Raw genomic sequence first — 22,277 nt, forward strand, 5'->3', positions numbered from 1 at the left:
ACATGTCGCTTACCGATTAAACGCCCCCGCAAATCCGCTTTCGTCCATAAAACTAACGCACAGGTGTTATCGTAGTTTCTGCCGAAAGTTCCACCGAGCACGCGAGGTGGAACGAATCATAGAACTATCGCCGTCCCTTCGATTCGTGCAGCCTTGGACCTTTCGCATCTAGTCACCAAGGCAACACGCTGCCGCGTCATGATGGGATCAAACGTGAGCGATACAAAGCTAAAGCCAGCAACCAAAAAGCCTGCTATCCGTAAAGCCGCCCCGCACGCGCCGGAGCTCACCAAGGACGATGTCTATCTGTTTGGCATCGGTACGTGGGAGCGCAGCTGGGAAAAGATGGGCGCGCACCCCGACACGCAGAACCGTACGCGCGGCTGGCGTTTTTGCGTTTGGGCTCCCGACGTAAAGAGCGTCCATGTCATTGGTGAATTTAACGACTGGGACGAGGAAGCCAACCCACTGGCGCCCATGCATACGAGTGCTATTTGGGAAGGTTTTATTCCTGGCGCCGAGCAGGGCCAGCTCTATAAGTATCTCATCGAGACCAACGAGGGCGAAAAGCTCTACAAGGCCGATCCGTACGCCTTTAAGGCCGAGTGCCCTCCGGGTACCGCGAGCGTGCTGTGGACCCTCGATGGCTACAATTGGAACGACGCCGCATGGCTCAAGCGCCGCGCCAGCCATAACCACATGTCGCAGCCCCTTAACATCTACGAGGTGCATATTGGCTCGTGGAAGCGCCACGGCGACGCGCCGCAGGGCGAGCCCGACGAGTACGGCAACTACCCCGGACCCATGGATCCCTTCCCCGCGCAGCGCGGCGAGTTCTATACCTACGACGACCTGTCGGTGGAGCTCGTGGACTACGTACGCGACATGGGCTATACGCATATCGAGGTCATGCCGCTTATGGAGCATCCCTTCGATGGCTCCTGGGGCTACCAGACGTCCGGCTATTACGCCGCAACGTCGCGCTACGGCAACCCGCAGCAGCTCATGCACTTTATCGATGCATGCCACGAGGCAGGCATCGGCGTGATCATGGACTGGGTACCCGGCGGTTTTTGCGCCGACTCCCACGGCCTTGCCACCTTTAACGGCCACATGCTGTTTGAGCACGAGATTCACCCCAACTGGGGCACGCACAAGTTTGACTTCGCCCGCGGCGAGGTCCGCTCCTTCCTGGTCTCCAACGTGCTGTACTGGCTTGAGAACTTCCACGTGGACGGCATTCGCATGGACGGCGTGTCCAGTATGCTGTACCTCAACTTTGGCATTGACGATCCCAGCCAAAAGAAGTTCAACAAGTACGGTACCGAGGAGGACCTGGACGCCAGCGCGTTTATCCGTCAGGTCAACTGTGCCGTAGAGGCGCACTACCCCGACGTGATGATGATGGCCGAGGAATCCACCGCATGGCCGCTCGTGACCTATCCGCCGCAGGACGGCGGCCTGGGCTTCCACTACAAGTGGGACATGGGCTGGATGAACGACACCCTGCACTACATGCAGACCGATTTTCCGTGGCGCCCCGGCAACCACGGCCTGCTCACGTTCTCCATCATGTACGCCTTTACCGAGAACTTCATCTGCCCGCTGAGCCACGACGAAGTCGTGCATGGCAAGTGCTCGCTCATCGGCCGCATGCCGGGCGACTGGTGGCGCCAGTTTGCCGGCCTGCGCACGCTGGCCTTCTACCAGATGACGCACCCCGGTGCCAAGCTCAACTTTATGGGCAACGAGATCGGCCAGTTTATTGAATGGCGCTACTACGAGTCCATTCAGTGGTTCTTGACCGAGGAGTACGAGACCCACCGTCATCATCAGGCGTTTATCAAGGCGCTTAACCACCTGTATACCGCCGAGCCCGCCCTGTACGAGCGCGGCTACACCGACGATGGCTTTACCTGGATCGACGCGGACAACTCCAAGCAGTCCATCGTGAGCTTTGTCCGTCAGGGCGAGGACGTCGATGACGACCTGGTGATCCTGATCAACTTTGACCCGGCGAGCTATGAGAGCTTCCGCGTGGGCGTGCCGCGCGAGGGCGATTGGGAGGTCATCTTCGATTCCGACCGTCCCGAGTTTGGCGGCAGCGGCTACGCCGGCGAGGAGCCCTACACCTGCTCGAGCGAGCCCTATCCCTGGAACGGGCAGATGGACTCCATCGAAATTAAGGTGCCCGGCCTGGCAGGCGTGGTGCTTAAGCGCCGCGGTCCCAGCAGCTATAAGCCGCCCGTGGTTAAAGAGCCCAAGAAGGCGACGCGCAAGCGGACGTCCTCGGTAAAGCCCAAGACCGCGGCTGCTAAGAAGGCTCCGGCTAAGACGAAGGCTGCCAAGTCTGCTGCCAAGGCTTCGGCCAAGTCCAGCACGGCCAAAAAGGCATCCACTAAAAAGGCTGCTCCCAAGGCCAAGGCAGCTGCTGTTAAGCCATCTGCCAAGGATGCGTAACAAAAGCGTTACAGCTGTAATTACCCGCCCCGCGGGGGCGTAGGATACAAGTCATAACCGTTCCGGGAGAAACATCCCCGGGGGAAAGGAACGTATGAATAAGATCTTCGACAACAAGCAGGAGTTTACCGAGCTCTATCGCGATGCCGTCATGAGCATCAGCGGCAAGAGCGTCGAGGCTGCCAGCGATCTGGACCGCTTTAACGCCCTGGCCAAGCTCGTGGCCGAGAAGGCACGCACCGTTGCCACCAAGAGCGACGCCCGCGTCACCGCCGAGGGCAAGAAGCGCGTGTACTACTTCTCGATCGAGTTTTTGATCGGCCGCCTGCTTGACAACTACCTGCTCAACTTTGGCGTGCGCGACATGGTCGCCGAGGCGCTCGACGACATGGGCTTCGACCTGTCCGTCATCGAGAACCAGGAGCCCGATCCGGCTCTGGGCAACGGTGGCCTGGGCCGTCTGGCCGCATGCTTCCTGGATTCCATGGCAGCCGAGGGCATTGCCGGCTACGGCAACGGCATGCGCTACCGCTACGGCCTGTTTAAGCAGGAAATCGTCAACGGCAGCCAGGTCGAGGCCACCGACGAATGGCTCACCCACGGCTATCCCTGGGAGGTCCGCCGTCAGGACAAGGCCGTGACCATCAAGTTTGGTGGCCATGTTGAGGGCTTTGAGGAGAACGGCCGCACGTTCTACCGCACGGTGGACACGCAGGATATCCTGGCCGTTCCCTATGACATCCCCGTTGTGGGCTATGCCGGCGAGACCGTCAACAAGCTGCGCGTCTGGGCCGCCGAGCCGGTTGAGGAGCACTTTGACCTTGAGGCCTTCAACCGCGGCGACTATGCCCTGGCCGACGCCGAGCGCGCCGAGGCCGAGGCCATCAGCGCCATCCTCTACCCCAACGACGCCGGCGAGCACGGCCGTCTGCTGCGCCTGAAGCAGGAGTACCTGTTTGTCTCGGCCGGCATCTACAGCCTGCTCGACACCTTTGAGAAGGAGCACGGCGAGAACTGGGACCTGCTGCCGCAGTTTGTGGCCATCCACACCAACGACACGCACCCCGCCATGTGCGGCCCCGAGCTCATGCGCATCCTCATCGACGAGAAGAAGCTCGAGTGGGACGACGCCTGGAACATCGTGACGCAGGTCGTGAGCTACACCAACCACACCATCCTGCCCGAGGCCTTGGAGAAGTGGCCCATCGGCACGTTCTCCAAGCTCCTCCCCCGCGTGTATCAGATCATCGATGAGATCAGCCGTCGTTGGCACGAGTCGTTCGACACCACCCAGGAGGGCTGGCAGGAGCGTTTGCGCCAGACCGCCATTCTATGGGACGGCGAGATTCGCATGGCCAACCTGTCCGTGATCTGCAGCCACAGCGTCAACGGCGTGGCCAAGATTCACTCCGACATCATCAAGAACATCGTGCTCAAGGACTTCTATGCCCTGACGCCCGAAAAGTTCAACAACAAGACCAACGGCATCTCGCACCGTCGCTTCTTTGCCGAGGCCAACCCCACCTACGCCAAGCTCGTGACCGAGGCCATTGGCGATGGCTGGCTGAAGGACGCCTTTGAGCTGGAGAAACTCAAGGAGTTTAAGGACGACACCGAGTTCCTGAAGGCCGTTGGTGCCTCCAAGCGTGCCAACAAGGAGCGCCTGGCCGCCTACGTTAAGGCCGAGACCGGTCTGGTCATCGACCCCAACACCGTCTTCGATGTTCAGGTGAAGCGCTTCCACGCCTACAAGCGCCAGCTCATGAACATCATGAAGGTGATGGACATCTACAACCGTCGCATCGCGGATCCCAACTTCCACGTGACGCCGACGACCTTCATCTTTAGCGGCAAGGCTGCCTCGAGCTACACCTTCGCCAAAGAGACCATCCGCCTCATTAACTCCGTGGCCGACGTCATCAACAACGACCCGCGCGTCAACGAGGTCATGAAGGTCTGCTTTATCCCCAACTTCCGCGTGAGCAACGCCCAGCTCATCTACCCCGCCGCCGAGATTTCGGAGCAGATCTCCACGGCCGGCAAGGAGGCCTCGGGCACGTCCAACATGAAGCTCATGATGAACGGCGCCATTACGCTGGGCACCCTCGACGGCGCCAACATCGAGATCGCCGACCTGGCCGGCCGCGAGAACGAGGCTATCTTTGGCCTGACCGCTCCCGAGGTCGAGCAGCTCTGGGCATCGAACAGCTACTTTGCCTGGGATACGCTCAACAACGATCGCGAGCGTCTGGGCCGCGTGATGGACGAGCTCAAGGACAACACCTTTGCGGGTCTTTCGGGCAACTTCGAGAGCATCTACAACGAGCTCATGAACAACAACGACCCCGACCTAGTCATGGCAGACTTCCGCAGCTACGTGGATGCGTGGGAGAAGCTCACCGGCAGCTACGGCGACCAGGAGACCTGGAACCGCAAGGCCCTGCTCAACACCGCCTCGAGTGGCTGGTTCTCGAGCGACCGCACCATTCGCGAGTACCGCGACGAGATCTGGCACGCGTAAAGGCGCGCGAGCTCCCCTATGCCAGCACGGCATTACTCGACGGGCGTGACGTTGCGCCGCGCCCGTCGCTAATGGGTTTAGGAACATCGATGACAGAAGGAGAAATCGATGAGTAAGAAAGAATGCATCGCGATGCTCCTCGCAGGAGGACAGGGCAGCCGATTGGGGGCACTCACCCAAAAGATCGCCAAGCCGGCGGTTAGCTTTGGTGGCAAGTTCCGCATTATCGACTTTTCGCTCTCCAACTGCTCCAACTCGGGCATCGACACAGTGGGCGTTCTGACGCAGTATCGCCCCTACCTGCTGCATGCCTACGTGGGCTCCGGCGAGGCGTGGGATCTGGACAGCCGCGACGGCGGCGTGTCGATCCTGCCGCCGTACGAGACGCAGACCGGTGGTGCCTGGTATGCGGGCACGGCCGATGCCATTACGCAGAACCTCGACTACATCAAGGCCAACGACCCCAAGTACGTCCTGATTCTTTCGGGCGATCACCTGTATCGCATGGACTACCGCAAGATGCTCAAGACGCACATCGAGAACAACGCCGACCTCACGGTGAGCGTTATGCCCGTGCCGTGGGAGGAGGCCAGCCGCTTTGGCATCCTGACCACCGACCCCGAGGACGGCCGCATCACCAAGTTCACCGAGAAGCCCGATAAGCCCGATTCGAACCTCGCGTCCATGGGCATCTACATCTTCTCGGCCGACGTGCTGATCGAAGCACTCGAGGAGGACGCTCTGGACCAGCGCTCGAGCCACGACTTTGGCAAGGACATCATCCCCAAGCTGCTCGGCGAGGGCAAGCGCCTGTACAGCTACGAGTTCCACGGCTTTTGGAAGGACGTCGGCACCATCGCCAGCTTCCACGAGACCTCGATGGACCTGCTGGGCAACAACCCTGAGTTCGATCTGTTCGACAAGCACTTCCCCATCATGTCCAACATCACCACGCGTCCGCCGCACTACATTGGCCCGGACGGCCGCCTGGATGACTGCCTGGTCTCCAACGGCTGCAAGATTTACGGCACCGCTCGCCACTCAATCCTTTCGACCGATGTCATCATCGAGGAGCGCGCCGTGGTCGAGGACTCCGTGCTGCTGCCGGGTGCGCACGTTAAGAGCGGTGCGCACATATGCCGCGCTATTCTGGGCGAGAACTCCACGGTCGAAGAGGGCGTGAAGCTCGGCTCTGTCGATACCACCAAGGATACGGCCGTCGTTGGAAATGACGTCGTTATCGGGAAGGGGGAATGATCCGATGATCAATCGCAAGGCCATCGGTTATATCACCGCTAACTACTCTTCGACCTACGGCAGCGTGCTGCTCAAGGACCGCCCCATTGCGTCCGTACCGTTTTTGGGCCGCTACCGCCTGATCGACTTCCCGCTGTCCAACATGATGAATGCCGGCATCAAGACCGTCGGCGTCGTCATGCCGGGTAACTACCGCTCCCTGATCGACCACGTGGGCTCGGGCAAGGACTGGGGCCTGGACCGCAAGAAGGGCGGCCTGTTCATGGTGCCCGGCAACGCGTATGGCACCACCAAGGGCGGCATGCGCTTCTTGCTGCGCGACATCATCTCCAACAAGACGCTGTTCCAGCGCTCGGACAAGCCCTATGTTGTGATGATGGGCACCAACATCATCTTTAACATGGACCTCAACACCATCATCGAGGCGCACGAGAACTCCGGTGCCCAGATGACCGTGGTGTACTGCAAGGCCACGCGCAACGTCGATGACGAGACCAAGCTCGAGATTAACGAGAACGGCCGCCTGACGGGCGTGAGCGCCGGCGTCGTGTACGGCGACAACGCCTCTATGGACTGCTGCATCGTCAATCGCGAGACGCTGCTCGAGATCATCGACCACTACCAGGCCGCCGACTATCTGGACCTGCTCGAGGCACTCCAGGGCGACTTTGGCAACATCGACGTGTGCAGCTACGAGTACAAGGGCGAGGTCGTGGGCGTATTTAGCGAGAAGTCACTGTATCGCCGCAGCATGGACCTGCTCGACCAGACCGTCGCCGACCAGCTCTTTGATCCCGAGCGCCCGATCCTGACCAAGGCTCACGACGTGCCGCCTTCGCGCTATGCGACCGGCAGCCACGCCTGCAACTCGATCATCTCGGCCGGCTGCATCATCAAGGGCACCGCGCGCAATTCGATCCTGTCGCGCGGCGTTGTGGTTGAGGAGGGCGCATCGGTGACCAACTCGATCATCAACCAGAGCTGCATCATCAAGAGCGGCGCCCGCGTCGAGAATGCCATTCTGGACAAGAACAACGTGGTTCCCACCAACACCGAGCTTCGCGGCACGCCCGAGAACATCCTGGTGCTGGGCAAGGCTCCGTTAACTTCCGACACCACCATCGTACGTTAACGTTGGCACCGCAACATCGCTCGTAACATGTAGAATAGCCGCCCGGTTAGCGCCAGGCGGCTATTCTCGAATTGCAACATGGGAGACAATATGGCTGATTCCAGCAAAAAGATGCAGATCGTGTTTGCCTCGGCCGAGTGCGCACCGTTTGTGAAGACCGGTGGCCTGGGTGACGTGGCGGGCTCGCTGCCTGCGGCGCTTGTGCGCGCCGGCGCCGAGGTCATCGTGATGGTGCCCAAGTACGCCACCATCAAGGACGAGTACAAGGCGCAGATGGAGCACTTCTCCGACTTTTACGTGAGCCTGGGCTGGCGCAACGAGTACTGCGGGCTCGAGAAGCTCGAGCACGACGGCGTCACCTATATGTTCATCGACAACGAGCGCTACTTTGCGCGCGACTATCCGTACGGCTTCTTTGACGACGGCGAGCGCTTCGCGTTTTTCTCCAAGGCCATTACCGAGAGCCTGCAGCACCTGCCCGAGGGCTTTGAGTGCGACATCCTGCACTGCAACGACTGGCAGACGGCATTGGCGCCCGTATTCTTGCGCGAGTTCTACCAGGGTCTGCCGCTGTACGAGCGCGTCAAGACCGTGTTCTCGATCCACAACGTGGCGTTCCAGGGCCAGTTTAGCGACACCGTGATGGAGGACATCCTGGGTGTGGCGCATATTCCGGCGGCAGCTACGCAGTTGCGCTGCGACGCCTGCAGCATCAACTACATGCTGGGCGCGCTGCACTATGCCGATGCCATCACCACGGTGAGCCCCACCTACGCGGGCGAGATCCAGACGCCCGAGTTTGGCGAGGGCCTGGACGGTGTGCTGCGCGAGCGCTCCTATGCGCTGCAGGGCATTTTGAACGGCATTGACGTGGCGGGCTTTGACCCCGCGACCGACAAGCGTATTGCCGCCAACTACACGGTTGACGACCGTTCCGGCAAGGCCGTGTGCAAGGCCAAGCTGCAGGAAGAGCTGGGGCTCGAGGTTCGAGACGACCGCCCGCTCATGGTGATGGTCACGCGCCTGACGCGTCAAAAGGGCATGGACCTGGTCATGTACGCGCTCGACCGCATCCTGGCCGGCGGCGTTCAGGTGGCCGTGCTGGGCACCGGCGACCGCGACTACGAGGACGGACTGCGCTACTTCCAGGACAAGTACCCCGGCACCATGGCCGCGCGCATCGAGTTTGACCCGGCGCTGTCGCAGCGCATGTATGCCGCCGCCGACATGTTCCTGATGCCTTCGAAGTTTGAGCCCTGCGGCCTGTCGCAGATCATCGCCATGCGCTACGGCACCCTGCCCATCGTGCGCGAAACCGGTGGCCTGAAGGACACCGTGCAGCCGTATAACGAGTTTACCGGCGAGGGCACGGGCTTCTCGTTTAGCAACTTTAACGGCGATGAGATGGGCGACGCGGTGTTCCGCGCGGCTCGCCTGTTCTGGGATAACCGCGAGGCATGGAATCAGCTGGTCACGCAGGCCATGAGCCAGGACTTTAGCTGGACGCGCTCGGCCGATAAGTATCTTGATCTGTACTTCTTTATGCACCCGGAGATTGAGCGCCCGGCGGCTGTGGAGGCTGCTGAGGCTGTCGAGGAGCCGGTTGCTGCTGAGGCCGAGCCTGCGGCGCCCGTTAAGGAGCCCGCTGCTGCCAAGGAGTCCAAGGCCGAGGAGAAGCCCGCTGCCGAGGCCGAGGTTAAGCCTGCGGCGAAGCCTGCCGCCAAGAAGACGACGGCCCGCAAGACGACGGCTAAGAAGGCCACGACCACGAAGGCCGCTGCGAGCAAGACCACCGCTGCCAAGGCAACTACCACACGCAAGCGTACCACCGCAGCCGCCAAGAAGGCAGCCGAGGCCGAGGCCGCTCACGAGGTAAAGGACGAGGCCGCCGAGGCTAAGCCTGTGGCAAAGGCTCCGGCTAAGACCCCTTCCAAGAAGACGACCGCGCCCAAGACCGCAACCGCCAAAAAGGCCACGACTACGAAGTCGACGACGACCAAGGCTACTACGACGAAGGCTACCGCAAAGATGACCCCGAAGGTTGCTGCAAAACCAGCCGTCAAGGTCGAGGAGGCGGGTGCCGAGCCCAAGGCCGAGGCAGCTATCGAGGCAAAGCCGGCCGCCAAGACCACCGCGCGCAAGCGCGCCACGACGACGGCCAAGAAGACCACGACCAAGGCTGCTGCTCCCAAGGCGGAGGCCAAGGTCGAGGAAAAGCCCGCAGTAAAGGCCGAGCCGACCCCGAAGACTGCCGAGGTTAAGGCCGCTCCCAAGGCTAAGGCAAAGACCGAGTCCGCCAAGGAGGCCCCGGTCTCCCCCGCCGCTCCGGCCGAGGAAAAGGCTCCTACCAAGAAGACCTCCGTCCGCAAGGCTACGACTGCCCGCAAGCGCCGCTAATCCGGACGATTAAAACTTAATCATCAACGCAATAGAGGGCGCCCCAACCAGGCGCCCTCTATTGCGTTGAACTTCTCTATTAAATAAAGGGCCGGTTTACTACGACAAAATGGCTCCGGCCGACCACGGAGAGTATTCTATGAAATTGGCAACGCTTCTACCTGCGGTTTTAATATCATCATAATGACCGTGGTTGAGATCATCCAATTCATCGTAGTAAACCGAGGTACTTTTGTTTAACTACAAATAGTATCGGTATAGACGTTTTTGAATATCGCGATAATTTGGGTGGTAAAACGATTTTCTAGGACAACCGTTCGCCGATGGTAAACGGATGTTGTTTATACAGCCTGTGTACAACAGATATACTTACATCCTGTGCGTAAAGCCCATGGCCCTCAGGCCGTGATTCTATTGAACTGGACCGTATTATGAGATTGATTCACAACAGCCGTCTACCGCAGTTTCGTACTCCGTTTGGCGCTGTGACCACTGGAACTTCCGTTTCGCTATCGGTGATTTTGGAGGATGCCGACCCCAACCAGGCAACCCTTACCCTGCGTACCTGGGTCGATGAAATCGGTGAGTCTCTGTATCCCATGGCGCACGAGGGCGACGGCATATTTACTGCAGAGCTTGAGTGCACCGAGCCCTGTCTTATCTGGTACAGCTTTATCTGCAATATCGAGGGCCAGCCCGAGGTCCGTTTGGGTGCACCGCAGGGTCGCACCGGTGGCGAGGGCGTAACCTACGACTACGCCGAGGTTCCATCTTTCCAGATTACCGTCTATAAGCAGCGCGAAAACCGTCCCACCTGGTACGAGCGCGGTATGGTCTACCAGATCTTCCCCGACCGCTATGCCCGCGACGAAAACTGGCGCGAGCGCACGCTGGCCGAGGTCGAAAAACCACGCAACGGAATCCAGCGCCGCATGGTCGAGGACTGGAACGAGCCGCCCGTGTACGAGCGTGCCGAAGATGGCTCCATCAAGACCTGGGACTTTTACGGCGGTTCGCTCAAGGGTATCCAAAATGACCTACCTCGCATTGCCGAGCTAGGCTTTACGGCCATCTACCTCAACCCCATCTTTGAGGCCGCGAGCAACCACCGCTACGATACGGCCGACTACACCAAGATTGACCCGATTCTGGGCACCGAGCAGGACTTTACGGAGCTGTGCGAGGCGGCTGAGAAGCTCGGCATTTCCATTATCCTGGACGGCGTCTTCAACCATACGGGCGACGACTCGATCTACTTTAACCGCTACGGCAACTACCCCGGCGTCGGTGCATGGCAGAGCGAGGACTCGCCGTGGCGCGATGCGTTTTACTTCCATGAGGACGGTTCGTATGACTGCTGGTGGGGCGTGGGCAACATGCCCGCCATCAATGAGAGCTCCGAGCTGGTACGCGAGCGGCTCCTGGGCAAGGACGGCGTGATCCGCAAATGGCTGCGCGCCGGCGCCCATGGCTGGCGTCTGGACGTGGCCGACGAGCTTTCCGACGACTTCCTGGCCGAGATTAAAAAGGCCGTGCTCGCCGAGAAACCCGATGCGCTGCTGCTCGGCGAGGTCTGGGAGGATGCCTCCAACAAGATCAGCTACGGCCATCTGCGCCGCTACCTGCAGGGCTCCGAGCTGGACTCTGCTATGGATTACCCCTTCCGCGACATGGTCATCGGCTTTTTGATGGGCTACAAGAACGCCTACCAGGCAGCCGAGGATATCGAAACCCTGCGCGAGAACTACCCGCGCGAGGCACTGGCCTGCGCACTCAATCTGCTTTCGAGCCACGACCGCCCGCGCATTATCTCGGTGCTCGGCGGCGGCCCCGACGAGTCGCAGCTACCCGAGAGCGAGCGCAGCAAGTGGCGCCTGGACGAGAATTCCATGGGCTTGGCCAAGAGCCGCTTTTGGTTGGCGACGCTCATGCAGATGACCTTCCCGGGCGTGCCTTCGATCTATTATGGCGATGAGTACGGCCTGGAGGGCCTCACCGATCCGGGCAACCGCCGCACCCTGCCTTTGAAGGAAGACCTGCACGACTTCGATACGCTGGCTATCGTTAAGAACGCGTCTGCCGTGCGTCGCGCGCTGCCTTTTATGGTCGATGGCGAAATCAAGGCCTTTGCGCTCAACGACGACGTCTTGGCCTACACCCGCACGGGCAAAGACGGCGAGGCCGCGACGGTTATCATCAACCGCAGCCTGCGCAATTCGCACTGCGTGACGATCCCAGCGCTCGGCGAATGTGCGAGCGACGTGATTAGCGGCCACGAGTGCGAGATCCACAACGGCACGGTTACGCTCGACCTGTACCCGCTGGGCTCTTCGATCATCTATCACCATGCCGAGAAGCGCCTGCAGGAGCCGCTCGATCACGGCGCGGGCGTCGTGTGCCACATCACCTCGGTGCCGACCGATGACGGCAAGCCTGGCACAATCGGTGCGCCCACGCGTCGCTTTATCGATCACCTAGCCGCCATGGGCATGCGCTACTGGCAGGTCCTGCCCGTCAATCCTACGGACTTTTTCCGCTCCCCTTATGCCGGCCCTTCGGCCTTTGCAGGCAATATCGACCTGCTGCCCGAGAGCCACGAGGAGCTGGCTGCCGACTTCGTCACCTGGAAGGCCCGCGGCGGCGAGGATGCCGACCCGCTGTACACGGCGTTTAAACATCGCAATGCCGATTGGCTCGAGAAGTACTGCGTCTACATGGCGGTAAAGAAGTACTTTGAGGGGCTGTCGCGCCACGATTGGCCGGCGAATGTCGCGCGCTACAACGAGCATCTGATCGATGACAAGCGCTTCCACGACGAGGCCGAGCTGCAGGCGTACATGCAGTATCGCTTTGACCTTGCCTGGTGCGAGCTTATGAACTATGCACACAAGAAGGGCATCGAGGTCATCGGCGATATCCCGATGTATGTCTCGGACGATTCGGCCGACGCGTGGAGCGAGCCCGAAAACTTCTGGCTATCCGACACCGGCAAGGCGATTGAAATTTCGGGCGCGCCGCCCGACAACTTTGCGCCCGAGGGCCAGGTGTGGGGAAACCCCACCTTCCGCTGGGATCACATGAAGAAGAACGGCTATCGCTGGTGGATGGATCGCCTGCGTCGTGCGTTCGCGCTCTACGACCGTGTGCGCCTGGACCACTTCCTGGGTTTCCACAGCTACTTTAGCATCCCCGCCGGCGAGGCCTGTGCCGACGGCCGCTGGCTTGCGGGACCAGGCAAAGACCTGTTCCAGACCGCCTACGACGAGCTGGGTCCGCTCAACTTTATCGCCGAGGATCTAGGCTATCTGACGCCTGGCGTTCGCGCCATGGCTTCGACCTGCGGTTTCCCCGGCATGGACGTGCTGGAGTTTAGCAACTACGACGTTCGCTGCGGAATTCATCCCACGCCTGGCAAGATCCTGTACACCTCGACGCACGACACCTCAACGCTTGCCGGATGGTGCACGCATTCCTTTGCGGGCGGCGACGACCCGAGCGGCATTGCATTGGCAAGCGAGCTCATGGGCGATGCCCTGGCAAGCGATGCTCCGCTCGTGATGATGCCGCTGCAGGACGTGCTGGGGCTGGGCGACGATGCACGTATGAACGTGCCGGGCGTGGCCACGGGCAACTGGACCTGGCAGGCGCAGGAGGCCGACATTGCTGCGGCTGAGGAGAAAACTGCGGAGCTCCTGCGCAGCACCCATAGATTCTGGGGCGAAGCGTGATAAAACCCCGGATATAGGGTACAGTTACAGCTGTTTGAATTTTTGCGGGCAGAGTGATCTGCCCGCTTTGTGCTGAAAAGGAAGTATTATGGCGCGCTACGATTACAAGTGCACGAGCTGCGGCAACGTGTTTGAGGTTGAGCATCCCATGACCGAGACGCCCGAGGTCGTATGCCCCAGCTGCGGTGCCCCGGCATCCAAGACGTTCTCGGCCAGCGGCATTAAGTTCGACGGCAGCGGTTTCTACAACACCGACCAGCGCAGTGGTGGCTCCAGCACCAGCGCCACCAGTGGCTGTTGCGCCAACTGCCCGCATAACCACTAGTGACAAGCGGCCCCGCGATCAACTCCGATCGCGGGGCCGCTTCTTTGCGCTATGGGTCGATAATTATTTTTAAAAATTAGTATATTTTAAAATCCGCCCATACCAGCAGAATAGGGATCGTCACAGGTACCATCGCTATACCAATGAGTAGACCCCACATAATTGCCATTTTCGTCATAAACATCCAGAGTTTTAATGACTACTTTACCGCCGCCGTTAGAGGAGCCTCCCGAATAGCCGCTTCCACCAGAATAATTATTACCGCTATAAGAATTGTTGGAATAATTATTTTGCTGAGAAGCCTGCTGCTGAGTCTGCGCCACTTCCTCTTGAGTCTTCGCCTCAGCCTCTGCTTTTGCCTTATTTACATCATCAATACGAGTTTGATAACGACTAATCTGTTCATTGATTTGATCAATGAACAGATTAGAATCCTTTTTGGCATCTTCAAAAATAAGCTTCTGATTATCTTTATTAGAAATATCATTAAGAAGACCATTGAGGCTATTAATATGCTGTTGGAGAGAGTCAGTATCTTCAGTAGAATTTACATCAAAATTAACATGGTCAGTTACAGAAGTATTCCACTCATTATTTTGAGCCTTACGGCAGCCTTTAATAATGGAATCGTATTTATTGAGCAACTTCGTCCAATCAGGGGAAGTGCCATCCGCATACTTAAAACTGTCATTAGAGATTTCTTTATTCAAAATCTCTTTATTATTTTGAGCATTTTTAATGGTATCAAGACGTTGCTCAAAAGTTAGTAGCCCAGGATCAACCTTAAAGGCAGCAACACTATCGCTAGCCTTTGAATACAAAACTTCAACCTGCTGATTATGTTCACTACATGCTTGTTTGTAATTGTAACCAGCATAACCACCGACACAACCAGCAATGAGCAAAGCAACAATACCGGCACCAATAATTACCCGCTTTTTAATCGAAGAATTCTCAACCTCTTCATTTTCCTGAGTATTATCTTCAGGATTGTCAATCTTGTCACTATTAAGTTCGTTCATTTTAACCCCTCAATATTAAATCTGCGAGCGGTTCATGCATCCAGAAACTTACCAAACCCAACCGCTTACTTTCATACCCGATTTATTAATCCCAGTTCCAGAAAAATCTTCCTTATGAGTTGCGGTGAAATAAGGACTGTTTGGCGGGCAGAAGCCGCTATTCAATCCCTATTTCACCGCAACTTAGTAGTTACTTGTGGACCAGACGAGCGCAGAAGTGACCGTCGTAGGAGTCGGCGTTTACGGGGACGCTTTGGAAAAGTCCACGGTCGTTTTGGCGTACGGAGACGAGCTTCTTGGCTTGTTCGAACTCGGGTAACTGCAGAATCTGGGCTTCGGAGAGGGGTGCCACGGTAAAGCCGGCACCCTCGGGAGAAGCAAGGAAAGCGTCCACGACCTGCGTGTTCTCCTCGTCGAAGACCGAGCAGGTGGCATAGATAAGCTCGCCGCCGGCAGCCACGCGCGCGGCTGCTTCCTTGAGCATCGTCAGCTGCAGGCGGGGCAGCTCAGTCGTAACGTCGTTCTCGGTCAGACGCCACGGAATCTCAGGATGACGGCGCATAGTGCCGGTGCCAGAGCACGGCGCATCGATAAACACCGTGTCGAACAGGGCAGGCTCGCCGAGCATGGCATCAAAGGTCGTGAGCACCTCATTGAGCTCGCAGGCATCGCCCGACACCGTACGAACACCCGAGATACCCGCCTTGTGCAGGCGCGCGAGATTCTGATCGCACTTGCGATCGTGCAAATCGAGCGCGGTATGCTGACGCTCGTAGCCGGCACGCTTGGCCTGGCACATCATCACATAGGTCTTGGTGCCGCGACCGGCGCCAATCTCCAGGCAGCGACCGGGACGTGTCGCGGCAGTAGCGATAAGCTGGGCGTTAAGGTCCGAGGCCACGGCCGCCGCGCGTTCAAACACACCCGACGCAACGGTGGCCTGCGCATCGACCGGCGCATGGCAGCCCGGGAATACCGGCGCCACAAGCTGCGATAGGTACGGATCAGGCTTAGTTGCAAAGGCATTCTCGTGCAAAGCGAGCGGCGCGGGCGCCAGATTTCCGGCAAAGTTGAGCGCGCCCTCGGGCGTATCAAACGAGGCCATAATGCGAGCACACAGCCAGCGCGGCATACCCATCAGACGAGACAGGCGAACCAAACGGCGCTCGGACTCATCGGCACCCGCGGCGGCGGCAAAGTCCTCAACGTTGTCCGCGACCTTATACAGCACGGCGTTCGCCAGACCGGCGGCCGACTTAGCGCCGCTACGAACCAGCTCAACACCCTGACTCACGGCAACGCGACCTGGGGTATGCAGGTAGAGCATCTCGAAGGCCGAGATTCGAAGCGCCATGCGAACGCGCGGCGCGACCTTTTTGGGCTTATCGAGAAACTGATCGAGCAGCTCATCCAAAATTCCCTGCGTGGCGGCAACACCGAGCGCCAAACGCGCGGCAAAAGCGGAATCGCGCTGGTCAATGGCCTTGGCGGAAGCACGGGAAGACAACACGTCGCGTGCGTATATACCGCGACGGTCGGCCTCCATCAGCACATCGAGCGCGAGCTTACGCGCGGGGGAAAGCTTGCTCATGACAAAGCACCCCACGTCAGATCGGCGCCCTGCAGGCCGGCAGCCCAGGCAGAAGCAGCCATAGCGCGCTTGCCATCGGGCTTAACCTCAAGCAGCTCGACCGCACCATCGGAAAGTCCCAGGTAGACACGCTTGCTCTTAACGGCAACAGCGCCCTCGCCAAGCGACACATCCGCCAGCGCAGCATCGAGCACGCGAACCGACTTACCGGCAATCACGCAGCGAGCGGGTGCAGTGTCGGACGAAGCCAACACGTGACGCACGCAATCGAGCGCCGCCATCTGCGGATCCAGACGCATCTCCTGCTTGGAAATCTTGGCAGCATGCGTGACGAGCGACTCATCCTGCTCGGTCCACACCGCTGTATCATCGGCAAGCGAGGGCAGCGTATCGGCCAGCAGCTTACCGCCCAGCTCGCCAAGCTCCATCGTCAGTGCCTCGGCATGCTTGCCGGCAACCGACGTGGAAGCCTGAGCACAATAAGCACCAGTATCCACGCCATGCCCAATGCGCATAATGGAAACGCCAGCAACCTCATCACCAGCAAGAATGGCACGCTGAATGGGAGCAGCCCCACGCCAACGAGGCAACAAGGACGCATGAACATTCACAATACCAAGCGGCGCCATATGCAGCACTTCATCAGGCAAAATGCAACCGTACGCGGCCACACAGAAAATATCAGCCCGCGCAGCCTGGAGAGTATCAACTACCTCAGGCGTCATACGATTAGCCTCAACAACCGGCAGGCCAAGCTCGAGCGCCTTGGCCTTAACAGGAGACGGCTCAAGCTTCTTACCACGCCCACGAACAGCATCAGGACGAGTAATGGCAAGCGCAATCTCATTCCCAGCCTCAACAAGCGAAGTCAGCGAAGGCACAGCAAAATCAGGCGTACCCATAAACACAATACGCATAAAGGACGTCTCCCCTCAACCAAAGCCGAGACGGCTACAAATAACAGCGGAAAGCCAATTACCAAGCCCATCCGCAATAACAATTCAACAAGAACAAATATACCCAAAAACAAAGAAAGAGCCGCATAAAAGCAGCCCTCCCAATAAAGCACCTATCAGCGAAGACGCCCCTCCCTGGCCCGACGGCACCCGGGCGAGACAAGCAGCGTCAACGTAGTCCCTGGGATGGGCCCACACATATCGTCCCGCGCGCAGTTTCGCAGCAAAGCGAGAATGTTTGAGCACGGGATGATATGTGTGGGCCCATCCCAGGGACGGACAATTAACCTATTCAGTCTCGCCCGGTCGAGCGCCGCGGGCCAGGGCGTCCTGGTACTCCTTGACGGCCTTGATCCTCTGCATGGGCTTGAGTCGCTCAAACATGGTATTGCCGTGCAGATGATCGATCTCGTGCTGCAGGCACACGCAGAACAGGTCGCCCGAGGCCTCGTAGCGAATCAGGTTGGCATCCAGGTCGTACGCCTCGACGACGACATGGTCGGGACGCTCGATCTCGCAGCTAATACCAGGAATGGAAAGGCAGCCCTCGCTAAACGGCACCAGATGGTCGCTCTGCTCCACGATCACGGGATTAATGAGCACGTACGGATCGTAGTCGCTCTTGTCGCTGTAGTCGCAGTCGATGGTGACCAGCTGAATGAGCTCGCCGATCTGCGGGGCAGCCAGGCCGCAGCCGCCGTTCTCGAACATCATCTTCTTCATCTTCTCGGCAAGTGCCTCGATCGCCGGGGTGATCTCCTCGATGACGGCGCACTCCTGGCGCAGACGAGGGTCAGGCGACAGTACGATTCCGTTGGCTTCCATGGCCATCCTTTCGGGTTGTTACATCAAATCATAGGCGTCGACGTCAACGCTCACGCTCACGCCGCGCACGGAGCCCACCTCTTTGAGGCAGGCGTCGATATCATCAGAGACATGGTACCCCACGGGCGACTTCACAAGCAGATGGAAGCGGTAACGGTCCTTGGCTCTCTCGATTACACACGAAGCCGGGCCCAGCACCTGCGGCACGGTACTCCCCGCCCGCAAAAAGTCGGGCGCGGCGGCATGCCAGCGGCGCTTAAGAAGCTTTGCGATACGTCCGATGTAGTTCTGCGCGTCGTCTCGGTTCGCCGACCACACCAAGATGTTGACCAGGCGAACAAACGGCGGGTACAGCGCGTCGCGGCGCTGATCCAGGTCGTAGTCGGTAAAGATCGAACGATCGTGCTCAGCGACGGCGCGAATGACCGGATCCTCGGGCAGGTAGGTCTGGATGATAACCTCGCCGGGGCGATCGCCGCGGCCGGCACGGCCTGCAACCTGCTCCAGCAGATCGTAGGCGCGCTCCCCCGCTCTAAAATCGGGCAGCTTTAGCGCAAAGTCGGCATTGACCACGCCCACCAGCGTGACCTCGGGAAAGTCAAGGCCCTTTGCAATCATCTGGGTGCCCAGCAGCACCGCGCAATCGGCGGCATCGAACTGCTCGAGCAGCTTTTTGTGCGCGTCCTTGCCGCGCGTGGAATCGGCATCCATGCGAATGATGGCGACGTCGTCGGGCAGCATCTGGTGCAGTGCGTCCTCGATCTGCTGAGTGCCCAGGCCCATTTTTGCCAGGTAGCGACTGCCACATTTGGGGCAACGGCTCGTGGCCGCCGGATAGGGCTGCACGCGCCAAGACGAACCGCATGTGTGACACTGCAGCGTGTGTGTGCGCTCGTGATACGTAAGCGCGGTGGAGCAGTGGTTGCAGGTGGGGACGCAGCCGCACTCGCGGCACATCAGGAACGGCGCAAAGCCACGGCGGTTATGCAGCAGCACGGCCTTCTCGCGGCGCTCGACCACACGCTCAAGGCCTTCTGTAAGCGGTTTTGAGAACATGGAGCGGCTACCGTGCGAGAACTCGCGACGCAGATCGGCAATGCGAACCGTGGGCAACACGGCGTGTCCCGGGCGCTCGGGCATCTCGACGCGCGTCCAGGTGACACCGTTATACGTGCCACGGCGGCAGCGGTCGAGGGACTCGGCAGATGGCGTGGCGGAGCCCAACACGAGCGGGCAGCGGTAGCGCCGCGCCATCTCGGCTGCCACCTCGCGCACGTGGTAGCGCGGACTGGAGCCCTGCTTATAGCTAGTCTCGTGCTCCTCGTCGATGATGATGAGACCAAGGTCGCTGAGCGGGCAAAAGAGCGCCGAGCGGGCGCCGACGACCACGCGGGCCGCACCGCTGGCGACCATATCCCACTGGTCCAGGCGCTCGCCGGCCGAAAGGCGCGAATGGAACACGGCGACCGTCTCGCCAAAGCGCGAACGGAAGCGGCCGACGGTCTGGGCCGTCAGCGAGATCTCGGGCACCAGCACGCAAGCCGAACGGCCGGCCGCCAGCACGCGCTCGATGGCGGAGAGGTACACCTCGGTTTTGCCGGAGCCGGTGACGCCGTCGACCAGCACCACGTCGCCATGAGCGTCCAGACGGGCGCGCTCAATCTGCGCGAGTGCCTGCTTCTGGCCGTTGGTAAGGGAGACCGGCGCCTTGCCGCTTGCCGAGGACAGCGTGGTCTGCTCGCTGCAGCCACGCCACGCACGACGCTCCTTCACCACGACGACGCCGCGTTTTTCGAGCGCCTTGATGGTCGCCGACATGCTGTTATAGAGAAGGTTGAGGTCGCGCGTCGTGACCGGGCCGCACTGGAGCGCCTCGATGAGCTGACGCTGACGAACGGCGGTCTTGGGCGGCGTATAGTCGAAACCCTCAGGCGTGAGCATGACCCAGCGGTTTTGAATAGGCTTGACGGCTGGGCGCTCAACCGTCCACGCCCCGTCATCGCCCTTCACGACACGCGGGCTGCCGCCCGGAGGCAAAAACAGACGCAGGCATTCGGAAAGCGTCGCGACATACTCGCGGCTCATCCAACGCGCAATGCGGGCGGCCTCGGCGCCAAAGAGCGGTTTGCTGAGGATGGCCTCGACGGGCTTGATGCGCACTGGATCAAGGACGGTGTCTCCTTGCAGCTCGCCCAGCCCAGACGCAATGTCGACGATATAGCCAGCGGCCGCACGGTTTCCAAAATGAACTAGGACGGTGGAGCCGATCTGGGCCTCATTGGCAAGGGACTGCGGAATGCCGTAGGCAAAAGGCTCGGACAGCGCACGGGTGGGAATGTCCAGGACCACGCTCGCGTAGGCGGCAATGGGCTCTGGCGCAGGCTCAGGTTTGGCCTGCTCGGCCGTGCGGGCATGCTTCATGGGAGCTTGCTCCGGTTCGGGCGAACCAAACAGCGACAGTTGCTCGGCCATGGCGCCAGCACCTCCTATCCCATACGTCTACAGAAACAAGAGCCCCACTCGCGGTGAGCGGGGCTCGGATACATACGTTTGCGCAGCGATTACAGCGCCATCGTGCGGGCGCGGTCGATGCGCGCCAGGCAGTCGTCGCGGCCGACGAGCGCCATGGTCTCGCCCAGCGGAGGGCTCACCATGTTGCCGCAGACGGCGACGCGCACGGCCTGGAACACCACGCGCTTCTTGAGGTCCATCTGCTCGGGCAGCGGCTCAAGCGCGGCATCGATGGCCTCGGCCGTCCACTCGGTAACACCCTCAAGCGCGGCCTTGGCGGCATCCAGAATGGCACCCATGCCCTCCTTGGCCAGGCCCTTGTTGACAGACTTCTCGTCATACTCGAGCGTCTCGGCCGTGGCAAAGATGGGAGCGGCAACGGTCACGGCGTCGGCCGGCATCTTGGTGCGCGGCTTAACGATGGCGGCAAGCGCGTCGATCCAGTCCTCGCCGTACTCGACGTTACCCTCGATGAGACCCGCCTCGTGCAGCTCGGGGACCATGATCTCGTCGGCAAACTGGGCGTCAGACATGCCGTTGATGTACTCGGCATTGACCCAGTCGAGCTTCTTAGGGTCGAAGGTCGCCGGGTTCTTGGAAATGCGGTCGAGCGAGAACTTGCTGGCCAGGACGTCGCGCGGGATAATCGTGGTCTCGCCGTCGAGCGACCAGCCGAGCAGCGCCAGGTAGTTGACGAAGGCATCGGACAGGTAACCGGCGTCGCGATACTCCTCCACCGAGGTGGCGCCGTGGCGCTTGGAGAGCTTTTTGCCGTCGGCACCCAGAATCATGGAGATGTGGGCGAACGTGGGCACGGGCGCGCCGAGGGCCTCGTAGACCATGACCTGGCGCGGGGTGTTGGACAGGTGATCGTCGCCGCGGATGACGTGGGTGATCTTCATCATGGCGTCGTCGACGACGGTCGCGAAGTTGTACGTGGGCGTGCCGTCGGAGCGGAAGATGACAAAGTCGTCGAGCTCCTTGGCATCGAAGGTCACCTCGCCGTGGACGGCGTCGTGGATGACGACGTCACCGCGGTCCTCGGGCACCTTGATGCGCAAGACGTAGGACTCGCCGGCCTCGATGCGGCGACGGGCCTCCTCGGGATCAAGATCGCGGCAACGACGCTGATAGCCCTGGAAGGGGTCCTTGCGCTCTTGCGCGGCCTTACGGTCGGCGTCGAGCTGCTCCTTGGTGCAGAAGCAGGGATAGGCCTTGCCCTCGTCCCAAAGCTTCTGGGCGGCCTGCTTATACAGGTCCAGGCGCTCGGTCTGGGCGTAGGGGCCATAGTCGCCGCCCACCTCGGGACCCTCGTCCCAGTCCAGGCCCAGCCAACGCATGGCGCGCAGAATGATCTGCGTGTTCTCGTCGGTGGAGCGGGTGGGGTCGGTGTCGTCGATGCGCAGGATGAACGTGCCGCCGTTTGAGCGGGCGAAAGCCCAGTTATAGATAGCGGTGCGGGCGCCGCCGATGTGCAGCTTGCCCGTCGGTGAGGGTGCAAAGCGGACGCGAACGTCTGATGCCATGGATATCTCCTCGATTGCAGGATGGA

The 22,277-nt window shown here is 60.1% G+C and carries 13 protein-coding genes; 7 read left to right on the top strand and 6 right to left on the bottom strand.

Annotated features, from left to right (window positions below; all coding sequences use genetic code 11):
• Positions 1-198: 198 nt before the first annotated feature.
• The 7 genes from glgB to FGQ61_RS04380 all read left to right on the top strand — a co-directional run bounded on the left by glgB (position 199) and on the right by FGQ61_RS04380 (position 13,820).
• The gene (glgB, locus tag FGQ61_RS04350) at positions 199-2,460 is read left to right on the top strand and encodes a 1,4-alpha-glucan branching protein GlgB (RefSeq protein ID WP_171021506.1); all 2,262 of its coding nucleotides are present in this window, start codon (positions 199-201) and stop codon (positions 2,458-2,460) included.
• Between the two features lie 94 nt (positions 2,461-2,554).
• Positions 2,555-4,981, top strand: a complete 2,427-nt coding sequence (locus tag FGQ61_RS04355) for a glycogen/starch/alpha-glucan phosphorylase (RefSeq protein WP_138374690.1) — start codon at positions 2,555-2,557, stop codon at positions 4,979-4,981.
• Positions 4,982-5,089: 108 nt separating this feature from the next.
• Positions 5,090-6,238, top strand: coding sequence for a glucose-1-phosphate adenylyltransferase (locus FGQ61_RS04360; RefSeq protein ID WP_006233920.1), 1,149 nt, complete (start codon positions 5,090-5,092; stop codon positions 6,236-6,238).
• A gap of 4 nt (positions 6,239-6,242) precedes the next feature.
• A complete protein-coding gene (gene glgD / locus FGQ61_RS04365) occupies positions 6,243-7,370 on the top strand; it encodes a glucose-1-phosphate adenylyltransferase subunit GlgD (RefSeq protein ID WP_138374691.1) in 1,128 nt (375 codons plus the stop codon).
• Between the two features lie 90 nt (positions 7,371-7,460).
• Positions 7,461-9,767, top strand: a complete 2,307-nt coding sequence (glgA, locus tag FGQ61_RS04370; protein ID WP_171021507.1) for a glycogen synthase GlgA — start codon at positions 7,461-7,463, stop codon at positions 9,765-9,767.
• A gap of 431 nt (positions 9,768-10,198) precedes the next feature.
• Complete coding sequence (locus FGQ61_RS04375; RefSeq protein ID WP_138374692.1) at positions 10,199-13,495, top strand: 4-alpha-glucanotransferase; 3,297 nt, start codon at positions 10,199-10,201, stop codon at positions 13,493-13,495.
• 88 nt (positions 13,496-13,583) lie between these two features.
• Positions 13,584-13,820: an FmdB family zinc ribbon protein gene (locus FGQ61_RS04380; protein ID WP_138374693.1), complete on the top strand. Its 237-nt coding sequence runs from the start codon at positions 13,584-13,586 to the stop codon at positions 13,818-13,820.
• 86 nt (positions 13,821-13,906) lie between these two features.
• On the opposite strand, the gene FGQ61_RS04385 is transcribed toward FGQ61_RS04380, so the two are convergent.
• The 6 genes from FGQ61_RS04385 to gltX all read right to left on the bottom strand — a co-directional run bounded on the left by FGQ61_RS04385 (position 13,907) and on the right by gltX (position 22,251).
• Entirely contained in the window at positions 13,907-14,842 is a 936-nt protein-coding gene (locus FGQ61_RS04385; RefSeq protein ID WP_138374694.1) for a hypothetical protein, read from the bottom strand.
• Between the two features lie 190 nt (positions 14,843-15,032).
• Positions 15,033-16,433 (bottom strand): RsmB/NOP family class I SAM-dependent RNA methyltransferase, encoded by a 1,401-nt coding sequence (locus tag FGQ61_RS04390; RefSeq protein WP_138374695.1) that lies wholly within the window; start codon positions 16,431-16,433, stop codon positions 15,033-15,035.
• The gene (gene fmt, locus FGQ61_RS04395; protein WP_138374696.1) at positions 16,430-17,350 is read right to left on the bottom strand and encodes a methionyl-tRNA formyltransferase; all 921 of its coding nucleotides are present in this window, start codon (positions 17,348-17,350) and stop codon (positions 16,430-16,432) included. Before fmt ends, FGQ61_RS04390 begins: the two co-directional genes overlap by 4 nt.
• A 327-nt stretch (positions 17,351-17,677) precedes the next feature.
• On the bottom strand, positions 17,678-18,214 hold the full coding sequence (gene def, locus FGQ61_RS04400) for a peptide deformylase (RefSeq protein WP_138374697.1): 537 nt from the start codon (positions 18,212-18,214) through the stop codon (positions 17,678-17,680).
• Between the two features lie 18 nt (positions 18,215-18,232).
• On the bottom strand, positions 18,233-20,686 hold the full coding sequence (priA, locus tag FGQ61_RS04405; protein WP_229025847.1) for a replication restart helicase PriA: 2,454 nt from the start codon (positions 20,684-20,686) through the stop codon (positions 18,233-18,235).
• 89 nt (positions 20,687-20,775) lie between these two features.
• Complete coding sequence (gene gltX / locus FGQ61_RS04410; protein ID WP_138374699.1) at positions 20,776-22,251, bottom strand: glutamate--tRNA ligase; 1,476 nt, start codon at positions 22,249-22,251, stop codon at positions 20,776-20,778.
• Between the last annotated feature and the right edge of the window lie 26 nt (positions 22,252-22,277).

Source organism: Collinsella aerofaciens (assembly GCF_005844325.1).
Taxonomy (GTDB): domain Bacteria; phylum Actinomycetota; class Coriobacteriia; order Coriobacteriales; family Coriobacteriaceae; genus Collinsella; species Collinsella aerofaciens_G.